The sequence below is a fragment of the Streptomyces sp. NPDC014991 genome, assembly GCF_043080665.1.
Taxonomy (GTDB): domain Bacteria; phylum Actinomycetota; class Actinomycetes; order Streptomycetales; family Streptomycetaceae; genus Streptomyces.
Map to the genome: position 1 here is coordinate 229,309 of NZ_JBIBVY010000005.1, position 14,136 is coordinate 243,444.

The 14,136-nt window shown below is 72.6% G+C and carries 13 protein-coding genes; 8 read left to right on the forward strand and 5 right to left on the reverse strand.

All coding sequences use genetic code 11. The annotated features are described in order from the left end of the window. Positions 1 to 2,229 (reverse strand): DEAD/DEAH box helicase (locus ACF1BE_RS11470; RefSeq protein WP_392198772.1); only part of this gene is annotated, 2,229 nt, incomplete at its 3' end. 502 nt (positions 2,230 to 2,731) lie between these two features. On the opposite strand from ACF1BE_RS11470, the gene ACF1BE_RS11475 reads away from it, so the two are divergent. Further along, positions 2,732 to 3,478, forward strand: a complete 747-nt coding sequence (locus ACF1BE_RS11475; RefSeq protein WP_356944756.1) for a ferritin-like fold-containing protein — start codon at positions 2,732 to 2,734, stop codon at positions 3,476 to 3,478. 111 nt (positions 3,479 to 3,589) lie between these two features. Here ACF1BE_RS11475 and ACF1BE_RS11480 read toward each other — a convergent pair whose 3' ends face one another. The 4 genes from ACF1BE_RS11480 to ACF1BE_RS11495 form a co-directional block, all read right to left on the reverse strand. Beyond that, entirely contained in the window at positions 3,590 to 3,859 is a 270-nt protein-coding gene (locus tag ACF1BE_RS11480; RefSeq protein ID WP_392198773.1) for a hypothetical protein, read from the reverse strand. 170 nt (positions 3,860 to 4,029) lie between these two features. After that, positions 4,030 to 4,257 carry a DUF3107 domain-containing protein gene (locus tag ACF1BE_RS11485; protein ID WP_163010685.1) on the reverse strand — a complete coding sequence of 76 codons (228 nt, stop codon included), beginning with the start codon at positions 4,255 to 4,257 and terminating at the stop codon, positions 4,030 to 4,032. 152 nt (positions 4,258 to 4,409) lie between these two features. Continuing rightward, positions 4,410 to 5,051 (reverse strand): TetR/AcrR family transcriptional regulator, encoded by a 642-nt coding sequence (locus ACF1BE_RS11490; protein ID WP_392198774.1) that lies wholly within the window; start codon positions 5,049 to 5,051, stop codon positions 4,410 to 4,412. 156 nt (positions 5,052 to 5,207) lie between these two features. Then, positions 5,208 to 5,432, reverse strand: a complete 225-nt coding sequence (locus ACF1BE_RS11495; RefSeq protein ID WP_392198775.1) for a hypothetical protein — start codon at positions 5,430 to 5,432, stop codon at positions 5,208 to 5,210. Between the two features lie 197 nt (positions 5,433 to 5,629). Here ACF1BE_RS11495 and ACF1BE_RS11500 point away from each other — a divergent pair, with 197 nt between their 5' ends. The 7 genes from ACF1BE_RS11500 (at position 5,630) to ACF1BE_RS11530 (ending at position 13,914) form a co-directional block, all read left to right on the forward strand. Continuing rightward, positions 5,630 to 6,679 (forward strand): alpha/beta fold hydrolase, encoded by a 1,050-nt coding sequence (locus ACF1BE_RS11500; protein WP_392198776.1) that lies wholly within the window; start codon positions 5,630 to 5,632, stop codon positions 6,677 to 6,679. 8 nt (positions 6,680 to 6,687) lie between these two features. Further along, positions 6,688 to 8,142, forward strand: coding sequence for a DUF3152 domain-containing protein (locus tag ACF1BE_RS11505; protein WP_392198777.1), 1,455 nt, complete (start codon positions 6,688 to 6,690; stop codon positions 8,140 to 8,142). Between the two features lie 56 nt (positions 8,143 to 8,198). After that, positions 8,199 to 8,294, forward strand: coding sequence for an Ms4533A family Cys-rich leader peptide (locus ACF1BE_RS11510; RefSeq protein WP_356825865.1), 96 nt, complete (start codon positions 8,199 to 8,201; stop codon positions 8,292 to 8,294). Between the two features lie 185 nt (positions 8,295 to 8,479). Next, positions 8,480 to 10,198 (forward strand): ABC transporter substrate-binding protein, encoded by a 1,719-nt coding sequence (locus ACF1BE_RS11515; protein ID WP_392198778.1) that lies wholly within the window; start codon positions 8,480 to 8,482, stop codon positions 10,196 to 10,198. A 4-nt stretch (positions 10,199 to 10,202) separates the two neighbouring features. Then, positions 10,203 to 11,291 (forward strand): ABC transporter permease, encoded by a 1,089-nt coding sequence (locus ACF1BE_RS11520; protein ID WP_392198779.1) that lies wholly within the window; start codon positions 10,203 to 10,205, stop codon positions 11,289 to 11,291. Further along, positions 11,288 to 12,286 carry an ABC transporter permease gene (locus ACF1BE_RS11525; protein WP_392198780.1) on the forward strand — a complete coding sequence of 333 codons (999 nt, stop codon included), beginning with the start codon at positions 11,288 to 11,290 and terminating at the stop codon, positions 12,284 to 12,286. The genes ACF1BE_RS11520 and ACF1BE_RS11525 overlap by 4 nt, the downstream gene beginning before the upstream one ends. Further along, entirely contained in the window at positions 12,283 to 13,914 is a 1,632-nt protein-coding gene (locus ACF1BE_RS11530) for a dipeptide ABC transporter ATP-binding protein (RefSeq protein WP_392198781.1), read from the forward strand. The genes ACF1BE_RS11525 and ACF1BE_RS11530 overlap by 4 nt, the downstream gene beginning before the upstream one ends. Positions 13,915 to 14,136: the final 222 nt, after the last annotated feature.

The following is a 14,136-nucleotide window of genomic DNA, read 5'->3' on the forward strand; positions in this document are numbered from 1 at the left end:
CTTGGGCTCGGCCTCGGTTTCGGCCTGCGGTGCTTCCGGTGCGGCCGCGGCGGTCTTGCGGGTGCGGCGCGGCTTGGCCTCGGTGGCTTCGGCGGTGTCGACGGCGCTCTCGGCGGCGACCGCGGCCTTGCGGGTGCGGCGGGCCTTGGGAGCGGTGACCTCGGCCTCGGCCTCGGGGGTGTCCGGCGTGACGACCGGCTCCGCCGCCTTGCGGGTACGGCGGCGCGGCTTGGCCTCGGCGGCCTCGGCCGTGTCCGCCACGGCCTCCGGGGCAACCGCGGCAGCCGCGGTCTTGCGGGTGCGGCGCGGCTTGGCCTCGGTGGCTTCGGCGGTGCCGACGGCCGTTTCGGCGGCAGCCGCGGTCTTGCGGGTGCGGCGCGGCTTCGCCTCGGCGGGCTCCGCGGCGGCCTGCGCCGGCTCCGTCTCGGCGACCGGCTCCGCTGCCTTGCGGGTGCGGCGGCGCGGCTTCGTCTCCGCGGCCGGAGCGGCCTCGGACGTCACCTCCGCCACCGGGCTGTCCGCGACCACGGGCTGGGTCACCGGCGCGGCCACATCAGCGGCCGCCGGCGTCGGCTCGGTCACCGACTCGGGCGTCACCGCTTCCGTCGTCGCCGACTTGCGGGTGCGGCGGCGACGCGGCTTGTCCGAGTCCGTGGGGGTCTCCAGGACGGCGGGGGCCTCTGTCGTGGCCACCGTCTCGGTGACGTCAGCCGCCTCGGTGGTCGTCGCGGACGCCGTGGTGGTCGTCGCCGGCTCCGCTGCGCCGCGGGTACGGCGACGACGGCGCGGGGTACGGGTGCCCGCCGGGGTCTCCTCCGTGGGCGCGGCCGTGGACGTGGGCCCGGCCGTGGGCTCGGTCACCGGGGTGCTGGTGGCGCCCGGCGCGGTGTCCAGCGGTGCGCCGTTGCGTGTGCGGCGGCGACGGCGCGGCGTACGGGCCGGACGCTCGCGCTCGGCCGGGGCCGACTCGGCACGGCCACCGCGGTCGGCACGGTCGGTGCGGTCGGTGCGGCCACGGCCGCGCGCGCCCCGCCCGCCGGTCTCGCCCAGGTCCTCGAGCACCTCCGCTCCCAGACCGGCACGGGTCCGCTCCGCGCGCGGCAGGGTGCCCTTCGTGCCCGCGGGGATGCCGAGGTCCGCGTACAGGTGCGGGGAGCTGGAGTACGTCTCCACCGGGTCGTTGAAGTCCAGCTGCAGCGCCTTGTTGATGAGCTGCCAGCGCGGGATGTCGTCCCAGTCGACGAACGTGATCGCCGTACCCTTGGCGCCCGCGCGGCCCGTGCGGCCGACGCGGTGCAGGTACGTCTTCTCGTCCTCGGGGGACTGGTAGTTGATGACGTGGGTCACGCCCTCGACGTCGATGCCGCGCGCGGCGACGTCGGTACAGACGAGGACGTCGACCTTGCCGTTGCGGAAGGCCCGCAGGGCCTGCTCGCGCGCGCCCTGGCCGAGGTCGCCGTGGACCGCGCCGGAGGCGAACCCGCGGCGCTGGAGCTGCTCGGCGATGTCGGCGGCCGTGCGCTTCGTACGGCAGAAGATCATCGCCAGCCCGCGGCCGTCGGCCTGCAGGATGCGGGCGATCATCTCCGGCTTGTCCATGGAATGGGCGCGGTAGATGAACTGCTTGATGTTCGCGACCGTCATGCCCTCGTCGTCCGGCGCGGTGGCGCGGATGTGCGTGGGCTGCGTCATGTAGCGGCGCGCGAGGCCGATGACCGCGCCGGGCATGGTCGCGGAGAACAGCATGGTCTGGCGCTTGGCCGGCAGCAGCTTGATGATCTTCTCGACGTCGGGCAGGAAGCCCAGGTCGAGCATCTCGTCGGCCTCGTCGAGGACCAGGCTCTTGATGTGGCCCAGGTCCAGCTTCTTCTGGCCCGCGAGGTCCAGCAGCCGGCCCGGGGTGCCGACGATGACGTCGACGCCCTTCTTCAGGGCCTCGACCTGGGGCTCGTAGGCCCGGCCGCCGTAGATGGCCAGGACGCGCACGTTGCGGACCTTGCCGGCCGTCAGCAGGTCGTTGGTGACCTGCGTGCACAGCTCACGCGTGGGGACGACGACGAGGGCCTGGGGCGCGTCGGTGAGGGCGTCGGGGGCGGCGCGTCCGGCCTCCACGTCGGCGGGGACGGTGACACGCTCGAGGAGCGGCAGACCGAAGCCCAGCGTCTTGCCGGTACCCGTCTTGGCCTGGCCGATGACGTCCGTGCCGGTCAGGGCTACGGGGAGCGTCATCTCCTGGATGGGGAAGGGGGTGACGATACCGACGGCTTCGAGGGCCTCGGCGGTCTCGGGAAGAATTCCGAGATCTCGGAAGGTCGTAGTCAGGGTTATGCCTCTTCTGTGTGCGCGGTGCGAGGCGAGCGCGGGGGTCATGTCTGACCGTGCCGGGGACGTCGGCCGCCGTACGGGCGACCCACTCGGGCAAGCCGTAAGACACGGGACCTCTGCCGACGCTCTAGCGCTCGTACCGCTGAGGGTGTCCCTCCTGTCGTCGTACGGTCACTGCCGTACGGCCAGGGAGGGCTGTCGGGTCGGAGCCGATCGGGCCACCGACCGGGCATCCTCATGCGTGCGGCCCGTCGGGACACGTCGAGCACCGTCGACGCACTCAGCAGGCGCATTACCACCATACCCCGGATTCCCGCACATGCGATGGCCGATTCGGTCACGTAGTCGTGGCCACGGTGGTTGACCAGGGGTTGAGTGATGCGACGAGCGGGCTATTGTGCGCCTCATGACTAGCTCTGACAAGCCTGAGAACGCGTCCGCCGCACCCGCCGGACCCACCGGTGTCGCCGCCCAGGACTGGGCGCAGGCCTCCGCCGACCCGCAGTACCGCGCCGCGGTCGTGGACCTGCTCGGCGCCCTCGCGTACGGGGAGCTGGCGGCGTTCGAACGCCTCGCGGAGGACGCCAAGCTGGCGCCGACCCTCGCGGACAAGGCGGAGTTGGCGAAGATGGCTTCGGCGGAGTTCCACCACTTCGAGCGGCTGCGGAACCGGCTGACCGAGGTCGGCGAGGAGCCGACGGCCGCGATGGACCCGTTCGTCGCCGCGCTGGACGGCTTCCACCGGCAGACCGCGCCGTCGGACTGGCTGGAAGGCCTGGTCAAGGCGTATGTCGGCGACTCGATCGCGAGTGACTTCTACCGGGAGGTGGCGGCCCGGCTCGACTCCGACACGCGTGAGCTGGTGCTGGCCGTCCTCGACGACACCGGCCACGCCGGGTTCGCGGTGGAGAAGGTGCGCGCGGCCATCGACGCCGACCCGCGCGTCGGCGGGCGGCTGGCGCTGTGGGCGCGGCGGCTGATGGGGGAGGCGCTGTCGCAGTCCCAGCGGGTCGTCGCCGACCGGGACGCGCTGTCCACGATGCTCGTGGGCGGGGTGGCCGACGGGTTCGATCTCGCCGAGGTCGGCCGGATGTTCTCGCGGATCACGGAGGCGCACACGAAGCGGATGGCCGCGCTGGGTCTGGCCGCCTAGCACTCCGGGGGGCGGGCGCCCGTTGTCCCGTGGCCGCGCGTGCGTTGTGGTCGCTCGCGCGGTTCCCGGCGCCCCTGGCGGCTCGGCCGTGCCGTCGCCGCGCCGGCCCCCTTACGCCGTCGCTGATCGTCGGCCCAGGCGGCGCGTGGGGCGCAGCAGCAGGGACAGCGACGCCACCGCGATGATCGCGGCGCCCAGGAGGCTGATCGGGCCGGCGCCCGGGCCCAGGGCGGTGTGGGTGACGAAGTCGCCGAAGAGGGCGCCGGCGACGCCCGTCGAATACACCAGCGGGCGGGTCGGCAGCCGGTGGGCGAGGCGATGGGCCGCCGCCCAGGCGAGAATCAGACCGAGTGCGGCGGAGCCGAGTGCTTCCAGGATCATGTCGGGGGTCCCTCCCACGGCCGGTCTGGCTCGACGGTCCTAGCCCGTCATACCCGTGACCTGCGGATGTCAATCCTCGGCTGTGGCGGACGTGTGCTCCGTCCGTGCGCACTGCCCACGGAAAAGGGCCCGGCGGCACACGGCCGCCGGGCCCCTCTCACGACTTCGGCCTACAGCGTGCCGAACCCCACCTTGCGCACGGTGGGCTCGCCGATCTCCACGTACGCCAGACGGTCCGTCGGCACCAGGACCTTGCGGCCCTTCTCGTCCTGGAGGCTCAGCAGCTGCGTCTTCCCGGACAGCGCCTCACTCACCAGACGCTCGACCTCCTCGACGCTCTGACCGCTCTCCAGAACGATCTCGCGGGGCGCGTGCTGCACGCCGATCTTGACCTCCACGGCTATGTCCCTCCGACGGTCAGTGATGTGCGCGATCTTCCGCGCCGTACCCAGCACACATTAGCCCGGTGAGGGGACGTACACGCTGCGGGCCCGAACGCCAGGAGCGAACACCGGGCGGGAACAGACCGACGCCGACGGGATCAGTGGTGTCAGTGGTGATCGATGCCGTGCAGCGGGAAACCGGCAATACCCCGCCAGGCCAGTGAGGTCAGCAGCTGCACCGCCTGGTCGCGCGGGACGCTGCGGTCGCTGTGCAGCCAGGACCGGGCCACCACCTGGGCGAGCCCGCCGAGGCCGGAGGCGAGCAGCATCGACTCCGCGCGGGAGAGGCCCGTGTCCTCGGCGATGACGTCGCAGATGGCCTCGGCGCACTCGTTGGTGACCTTGTCGACGCGCTCGCGCACCGCGGGCTCGTTCGTCAGGTCCGACTCGAAGACCAGCCGGAACGCACCGCCGTCGTCCTCCACGTACGCGAAGTAGGCGTCCATCGTCGCCCGTACGCGCTGCTTGTTGTCGCTCGTCGACGCCAGTGCGCTGCGCACGGACTGGATCAGCGACTCGCAGTGCTGGTCCAGCAGGGCGAGGTAGAGGTCCAGCTTGCCGGGGAAGTGCTGGTAGAGCACCGGCTTGCTCACACCGGCCCGCTCGGCGATGTCGTCCATCGCCGCCGCGTGGTAGCCCTGCGCGACGAAAACCTCCTGGGCGGCGCCCAGCAACTGGTTCCGCCGGGCGCGGCGCGGCAGACGGGTGCCACGCGGGCGTACCGCCTCTGTTTGCTCGATGGCTGTCACGCCGCCTCCCAAAGTCGTCCACATGCGGTGTCGGCCGCGCGGCCATCGTACTTTTCGGTAACCCTGGTGTGCGCGGTGCGAGCGCAGAATTTCACGTACCGGACGACGGCGAAAGCCGTGCGGTGCCCCTGGTGCGGCCGCGTGAGTCCCGTGAGGTCAGCGGTAGTCGTCCTCGTCGAGCGTGACCACGCGCGCCTGTTCGACCAGGTCGGCCTCGTTCGCACGGTCGGGGTCGAGCGCCGTCAGCGGGTCGTCGCGGTCCGGCCTGACGGGGGCGTGCTGCTCGACGGCGTCCACTTCGGGCGCCTCGACGTCGATCTCCGGCCCGGCGTCGGCTTCCAGGTCCTCGACCGCGTCGGGTTCGGTGGGGTCATAGGTCATGGTGGGCTCCCTTCCTACGAACGTCCCTGGAAAAAGCAGGGGCCACACGAGGGTGCCCTCTGTACGAGCCTAGGAGACACCTGATGGGGACGCCATGCCATCAGGCCGGCCCGCTGTCCGGTTCTCCGGCCGCCGGCGGTTCACGCTGTGACGGCGAACACACGAACCCCGACGTGATCACCTCGTAACATTGCCGCATGTCTTCGACCGAGTCGCCGTCCCTGTCGGCCGCCAGTGTGCTTCCGAGGGTGGCGCCCGTCCGGGTCGGCGAGGGCGAGCGGCTGCGGTCGGTGTGTCTGCCCGGCGTCACCCTGACGGTCCGTTCCCGGCCCGCCGCGCGCGAAGGTTTGGCACCCGCGCTGTACGTCCACGGGCTCGGCGGTTCCTCGCAGAACTGGTCGTCCCTCATGGCCCGGCTGGACGGTGTCGTCGACAGCGAGGCGGTGGACCTGCCGGGCTTCGGCGACTCCCCGCCCCCGGACGACGGCGACTACTCCGTCACCGGGCACGCGCGCGCGGTGATCCGCCATCTCGACGCGGCCGGCCGCGGCCCGGTCCACCTCTTCGGCAACTCGCTCGGCGGCGCGGTCGCCACGCGCGTGGCCGCCGTACGGCCCGACCTCGTCCGCACGCTCACCCTCGTCTCGCCCGCCCTGCCCGAGCTGCGCGTGCAGCGCTCGGCGGTGCCGACGGGACTTCTCGGCGTGCCCGGCGTGGCCGCCCTCTTCACCCGCTTCACCCAGGAGTGGACGGCCGAGCAGCGGGTGCGCGGGGTCATGGCGCTCTGCTACGGCGACCCCGGGCAAATCTCGCCGGAGGCGTTCCAGCAGGCCGTCGAGGAGCTGGAGCGGCGGCAGCGGCTGCCGTACTTCTGGGACGCGATGGCCCGCTCCGCGCGCGGGATCGTCAACGCCTACACGCTCGGCGGGCAGCACGGGCTGTGGCGCCAGGCCGAGCGGGTGCTCGCCCCCACGCTGCTGGTCTACGGCGCCCGGGACCAGCTGGTCGGGTTCCGCATGGCCCGCAAGGCCGCCCGCGCCTTCCGTGACTCACGTCTGCTGACCCTGCCCGAGGCCGGCCATGTCGCGATGATGGAGTATCCGGACATCGTCGCCGGAGCCTTCCGGGATCTCCTGGCGGACACGGGCGCGTCCGCCGAGGCCGCCGACCCGGCCCCGCGCGGCGGCACCGGAGACGCAGACAACACCGGTGGCGGCGGTGCCGCCGCCGTGGACGCGAGGAACTGAGGGCCAGGGTGGGACGCCACAGCCGCCGCGGACCGGCCCCGAAGGGTGACTCCGCGGACATAGTCGCCAGTCCGGGGCCCCAGCGGAACGACCGACGGGACCGAGACACCGATGACGGCGGGGACGCACGTCCCGACGACCGCCTGGACCCAGCCTTCGGCGACCGCCGGGACGCGGCTTTCGGCGACCGCCGGGACGCGGCCCCGGACGGCCGCCGGGACGCACACCCCGACGGCCGCCGGGGCGATCAGCCGCGCCTCCGGGCCGGAACGCCCGCACGTGATGCGTCCGGTCCCCCCGACGCCACCCCCGCGCGCGGTGCGCCCCGGTCACGGGAAGGCGCGTCCACGCGGGGCGGCCATCCCGAGCAGCGGGAAGCCGGAGGCGGCTGGGGTGAGTTCGGGGGCCGGCCGGCCGGTGCCGACGGGGCCGGCGTGTTGCTGCCGCGGCAGCGGCGGGCGGGGCCGGACGGTCCGGGACGCGCTCCCGGACCCCGGCAGGAGTACCTCGAGGCCTTCGAGAGACACGCCGACGCCACCGGGGACACCGAGGACGACGGCGTCCGCGCCGCGCCCGCGGGACGGACCCGCCGTACGGGCCCGCGGCAGCCGGCCGACGAGCCGCAGGCCGAAGCCTTTGAGGCCGGCGGCATCGTGGTGCCCGCCCAGCGCGGCGGGAACAGGGGACGGACGTTCACCGGCATCGCGGCGGCTGCCGTCACCACCGTGCTCGCGGTCGTCGTCGCCGGGCAGGTGACCGAGGGACGGGAGGACGACTCCGCGCAGTCCCCGTCCGCCGGGCGGACCGCCGAGGAGAACTCCTCCGGCGCGCCCGCGCCGTCCATCGCGCCGGACGTGGCGGCGCTGTCGTACGACCAGAAGATGAACCGGACGTACCCGCTCGGCGCCGCGCTGAAGGGCCCCGGGAAGTTCGACGCCGTGCCCGGTTCCGCCGAGGCGCCCGGCGCCGGCCGCGCATACCGGTACCGCGTGGACGTGGAGCGGGGGCTGGGGCTGGACGGCAAGCTGTTCGCCGAGGCCGTCCAGAAGACCCTGAACGACGACCGGAGCTGGGCCCACGGCGGAACCCGCACGTTCGAGCGCGTGTCCTCGGGCAAGCCCGACTTCGTGATCACGCTGGCCAGCCCCGGCACCACCGCCACGTGGTGCGCCAAGTCGGGCCTGGACACCACTGAGGACAACGTGTCCTGCGACTCGGCCGCCACCGAACGAGTGATGATCAACGCGTACCGGTGGGCGCAGGGAAGCCGGACCTACGGCAGCGCCATCCATGCGTACCGGCAGATGCTGATCAACCACGAAGTCGGCCACCGGCTCGGGCACGGGCACGTGACCTGCCAGAAGAACAACGAGTTGGCGCCGGTCATGCAGCAGCAGACCAAGTTCCTGGACCACGACGGGATCCACTGCCGGCCCAACCCGTGGCCCTACCCCAGGAGTTGACGGCGCTCACTTATGTCACATTGACATGAGTCGCAAGTTCGTTCATATTTCTGCCCATGTGGTCCCGTCATGCCGTCTCTCACAGCGCCGCCATCGAGCTGGCGCTGATCGGCGTGACCGCGCTCTGCGTGGCCGACATCGACTGTCGCTGACGCCGCCTCCCTGGCGTTCGCGTCGCGACCTTTCCTCCCTCCTCGTCCGTGACCATGACCGTGTCACGGACGTTTCGACGACCCGGCGCCGGGGCTGACGTCTGTCCGCAGCCGTCTCACTCCTCGTCCGTATGTCTCACTCTTCGAGCAACCCTCGATCAGTTCCCCGAGAGGTCGTCATTCCGATGCGTCAACCGTCCGTCACAGCGCGCCGCGTGGCAGCGGCATCCGTCAGCCTGGTCGTGGCAGCGGGCGCCGCCGCCTGCGGCCCGAAGGACAGCGATGCCAAGGCCTCCGGCGGCGACTCCACGCCCCACAAGGGCGGCACGCTCACGGTTCTGAACTCCCAGCCGCAGAGCGACTTCGACCCCGCGCGCCTCTACACCTCCGGCGGCGGCAACGTCCCCTCGCTCGTCTTCCGCACGCTGACCACGCGCAACCGCGAGAACGGCGCGGCCGGCGCCGAGGTCGTCCCGGACCTCGCCACGGACACCGGGCGCCCCAACAAGGACGCGACCGTGTGGACGTACACCCTGAAGAAGGGCCTGCGCTACGAGGACGGCACGCCGATCACCTCGGCCGACGTCAAGTACGGCGTCGAGCGCTCCTTCGCCCCCGAACTCTCCGGCGGGGCTCCCTACCTGCGGGACTGGCTGGTCGGCGCCGCCGACTACCAGGGCCCGTACAAGGACAAGAAGGGCCTGTCCGCGATCGAGACGCCGGACTCCCGGACCATCGTCTTCCATCTGGACAAGCCCGAGGGCGAGTTCCCGTTCCTCGCCACACAGACCCAGTTCGCCCCCGTGCCCAAGGACAAGGACACGGGCACCAAGTACGAGTCGCACCCCGTCTCCTCCGGCCCGTACAAGGTGGTCCGCAACGAGAACGACGGCGAGCACCTCGTCCTGGCGCGCAACACGAACTGGTCGGCGGCGACGGACCCCGAGCGCAAGGCCTACCCCGACAGGATCGACGTCCGCTCCGGCCTCGACTCCTCGGTGATCAACCAGCGGCTGTCCGCGTCCCAGGGAGCGGACTCCGCCGCCGTCACCACCGACACCAACCTCGGCCCGGCCGAACTCGCCAAGGTCACCGGCGACAAGAAGCTGGCCGCGCGCGTGGGCACCGGCCACTTCGGCTACACGGACTACATCGCGTTCAACCCGAGGGTGAAGCCGTTCGACGACCCCAAGGTGCGCCAGGCGATTGCGTACGCCATCGACCGGTCGTCGGTGGTGAACGCGGCCGGCGGCAGCGCCCTCGCCGAGCCCGCCACCACCTTCCTGCCGGACCAGAAGTCCTTCGGCCACACGCCGTACGACCCGTTCCCGGCCGGCAACACCGGCAACCCGGCCAAGGCCGAGGAGCTGCTCGCGCAGGCGGGTCACGAGACTGGGCTCACCGTCACGCTGACCCACTCCAACGACAAGGACTTCGAGACCAGCCCGGAGATCGCCACCGCCCTCCAGGACGCGCTCAAGAAGGCCGGCATCACGGTCAGGTTGCAGGGCCTCGAGGACAACGACTACCGGGACAAGATCCACAGCGTGAAGTCCGAGCCCGGGTTCTTCCTCGCCCACTGGGGTGCGGACTGGCCCTCCGGCGGCCCGTTCCTCGCCCCGATCTTCGACGGCCGGCAGATCGTCAAGGACGGAGCCAACTTCAACACGGGCCTGCTCGACGACAAGTCGGTCAATGACGAGATCGACCGGATCAACAAGTTGACCGACCTCTCCGCCGCCGCCCGGCGGTGGGGCGCTCTCGACAAGAAGATCGGCGAGAAGGCCCTCGTCGTGCCGCTGTTCCACCCGGTCTACAAGCGTCTGTACGGCTCGGACGTCAAGAACATCGTCATCAGCGACTGGACCGGCGTCCTGGACATCTCCCAGGTCGCGGTGAAGTAGCACCGTGAGCGAGGCACTTGCCGCCGTCGGGACCGCCGGGACGGACACCTCCGTCCCGGCGGCCCCGGGGGCACATCAGTTCTGGCGGCGGCTGCGGGCGCAGCGCGCCGCCCTGGTCGCCGCGGCCGTCGTCGCGCTGCTCGTCCTGGTGGCGCTCGCCGCACCCCTGCTCACCGCCCTGGAGGGCCAGGACCCCACCACCTACCACCCCTCGCTGATCGACTCCGCGCGCGGAGGCGTGCCCATCGGCTCCTTCGGCGGCGTCGGCGCCGACCACTGGCTGGGCGTCGAACCGCAGACCGGACGCGACATGTTCGCCCGGCTCGTGTACGGGGCGCGGGTGTCGCTCGGCGTGTCGCTGGGCGCCACGGTGGTGCAGGTGGCCCTCGGCGTCACCATCGGCGTGGCCGCCGGACTCGGCAACCGCTGGGTCGACGCGATCCTGAGCCGCATCACCGACATCTTCGTCTCGCTGCCGCTGATGGTCATGGCGCTCGCGCTGCTGGCCATCGTGCCCAGCGGCTTCCCGCGGCCCGTCCTCGTCGCGCTGATCATCGCCCTGGTCTCCGGCTGGAGCACCACGGCGAAGATGGTGCGCGCACAGACGCTCACCCTGAAGAACCTCGACTACGTCGCCGCGTCCCGGCTCAGCGGCTGGAGCACCGGAAGGACCGCCGTACGCGAACTCCTCCCCGGCCTCGCGGCACCGGTCATCACGTACGCCGCGCTGCTGATCCCGCAGAACATCAGCGCCGAGGCGGCCCTGTCCTTCCTCGGCGTCGGCGTGAAGCCGCCCACGCCGTCCTGGGGGCAGATGCTGACCTCCGCCGACGTCTGGTACCAGGCGGCCCCGCAGTACCTGCTGCTGCCGGCCCTCGCCCTGTTCGTCACCGTGTTCGCGCTGACCGTCCTCGGCGACGGCGTCCGCGTGGCCCTGGACCCGCGCGCGGCCTCGCGTCTGCGCGTCGGCACCGGCCGCAAGCGGGAGGCCCGCGCGGAGACGGCCGCAGCGGGCGCCACGCCGGGTGTCGTACCGGGCACCGCCGTGGGCCCCGTGCCGGGCCCCGCACCGAGGAAGGAGGAGCACGCGTGAACGGCTTCGCCGGCTTCGTCCTGCGCCGGGCCGTCGGCGCACTGATCACCCTGTTCGTGCTCTCGGTGATCATCTACGTGGTCTTCTACGCCACCCCCGGCAACGTCGCCCAGATCACCTGCGGCCCGCGCTGCTCCCCGGCCCAGGTCCACCAGGTCGCCGGGCAACTCCACCTCGACGACCCGCTGTATCTGCGCTACTGGCACTTCCTGCAAGGGCTCATCGCGGGCCAGGACTTCTCGACGGGCACCTCCGTGGAGCACTGCCCGGCGCCCTGCCTCGGCCAGTCGTACCAGACCGACCAGCAGGTCACCGACATCATCCTGACCAAGCTGCCCGTCAGCTTCTCGCTGGTGCTCGGCGCGATGGTGATCTGGCTGCTGCTCGGCGTCGGCACCGGCGTGCTGTCCGCCTGGCGGCGCGGCCGGCTCTCCGAACGCGTCCTGACCGCGGTCACCCTGGCCGGCACGGCCACCCCCGTCTTCGTCATCGGCCTCGTCCTGATGATCGTCGTCTGCGGCGAGCTGCAACTGCTGCCCTTCCCGCAGTACGTGCACTTCACCGACGATCCCGAACAGTGGGCCTGGAACCTGCTGCTGCCCTGGTTCTCCCTCGCCCTCGTCGAGGCGGCCAACTTCGCCCGGCTGACCCGGGCGTCGATGCTGGAGACGCTGGCCGAGGACCACATCCGCACGTTCCGCGCCTACGGTGTCAGCGAGCGCGCGGTGATCGCCCGGCACGCGCTGCGCGGGGCGACGGCGTCCGTCATCGCGCTCAACGCGGTCACCTTCGGCTCCGCCGTCGGCGGCGCCGTCCTCACCGAGACCCTCTTCGGCCTGCCGGGCATCGGCCAGGAGCTGGTGCACGCGGTGAAGGTCGTCGACCTGCCGGTGGTCGTCGGCATGGTGCTGGTCACCGGCTTCTTCGTGATCCTCGCCAATGCCGTCGCGGACGTGCTGTACGCGGTGGCCGACCGACGGGTGGTGCTCGCATGAGCCTGGTGGACGTCAGGGACCTGACCGTGGACTTCGGCTCCCTGCGAGCCGTCGACGGGCTCTCCTTCAGCCTGGCCGAGGGCGCCGCCCTGGCCCTCGTCGGCGAGTCCGGCTCCGGCAAGTCCACGGTCGCGGGCGCCCTGCTGGGCCTGCACCGCGGCACCGGGGCCCGCGTCGGCGGCTCGGTCCGGGTGGCCGGCACCGACGTACAGGCCGTCTCCGACGAGGAGCTGCGGCGGCTGCGCGGTGCCAAGGCCGCCATGGTCTTCCAGGACCCGTTGTCCTCGCTCGACCCGTACTACGCCATCGGCGACCAGATCGCCGAGGTGTACCGCGTCCACGCGCGCGTGCCGCGCCGCGCCGCACGCGCGCGGGCCGTCGAGGTACTGGACCGGGTGGGCATCGCGGACGCGGCACGCCGGTCCCGGTCCCGCCCGCACGAGTTCAGCGGCGGCATGCGCCAGCGCGCCCTCATCGCCATGGCCCTCGCCTGCGAGCCGAGCCTGCTGATCGCCGACGAACCGACCACCGCCCTCGACGTCACCGTCCAGGCCCAGATCCTCGACCTGCTGCACACGCTGCGCGAGGAGACCGGCATGGGCCTGCTGCTCGTCACCCACGACGTCGGCGTCGCCGCGGAGAGCGTGGACGACGTCCTCGTCATGCGGCACGGCAGGGCCGTCGAGCACGGACCGGTCGGCGCGCTCCTCGCCGCGCCCGCGGAGGCGTACACCCGCGCACTCCTCGACGCCGTCCCGCGCGTGGACGCCCGCCGGACCGGCTCCCCGGCCACCGACGAGGTCGTGCTGGAGGCCGCCGGCGTGCGGCGCGAGTTCGGGCGCGGCAAGGGCGCGTTCGCGGCCGTCGACGACGTCTCGCTGACCGTGCGCCGCGGGGAGACCCTCGGCGTCGTCGGGGAGAGCGGCAGCGGCAAGACCACACTCGGCCGCATGCTCGTCGGGCTGCTGGCGCCGACCTCCGGTGCGATCCGCTACGGAGGACGCCCGCACACCGGCGTGAACCCGTCCGTCCAGATGGTCTTCCAGGACCCCGTCTCCTCCCTCAACCCGCGCCGCAGCGTGGGCGAGTCCATCGCCGATCCGCTCCGCGCGCGCGGGACGGGGGTGGTACCCCCGGGCGAGCGCGGCCGAGCGTGGGGGAGGGACGAGGCGCGCATCCGGGGGCGCGTGACGGAACTGCTGGAGCGCGTCGGGCTCGACGGGGCGCATTACGACCGCTACCCGCACGAGTTCAGCGGCGGACAGCGCCAGCGCATCGGCATCGCCCGGGCGCTCGCCGCCGAGCCGCGCGTCATCGTCTGCGACGAGCCGGTCTCCGCGCTGGACGTCACCACGCAGGCCCAGGTGGTCGACCTGCTCGGGGAACTCCAGCGGGAACTGGGCCTGGCCCTGGTCTTCATCGCGCACGACCTCGCCGTGGTCCGCCAGGTCAGCGACCGGGTCGCGGTGATGCGGCGCGGCCGGGTGATCGAGTACGGTCCCGCCGACGAGGTGTACGACACCCCGCGCGAGGCGTACACCAGGCAGCTCCTGGCCGCCGTGCCCGCGCTCGACCCCGAACTGGCGGTCCGGCGCCGCGCGGCCCGGCGCGAACCGACGGCGGCGTAGCGCCGGCCCGCGCGGCTGATCACCGGGGGGCCACTCGGTGATCGCCGCGTGTTTCCTTAGCGCGACGTAACGCGACCCGCACGCGGAAGTCACGACCGTTCACCCCTTCTGGTGGTGGGGGGGGGGGTGCCCGCGCGGGAGCCCGCCGCCCGCGAGCCGCCCCAGCGCGCACCCCAGCCGCTCGCACCCCACCCCGCCCGCCCCGCCCACGCGCGGCGAGCC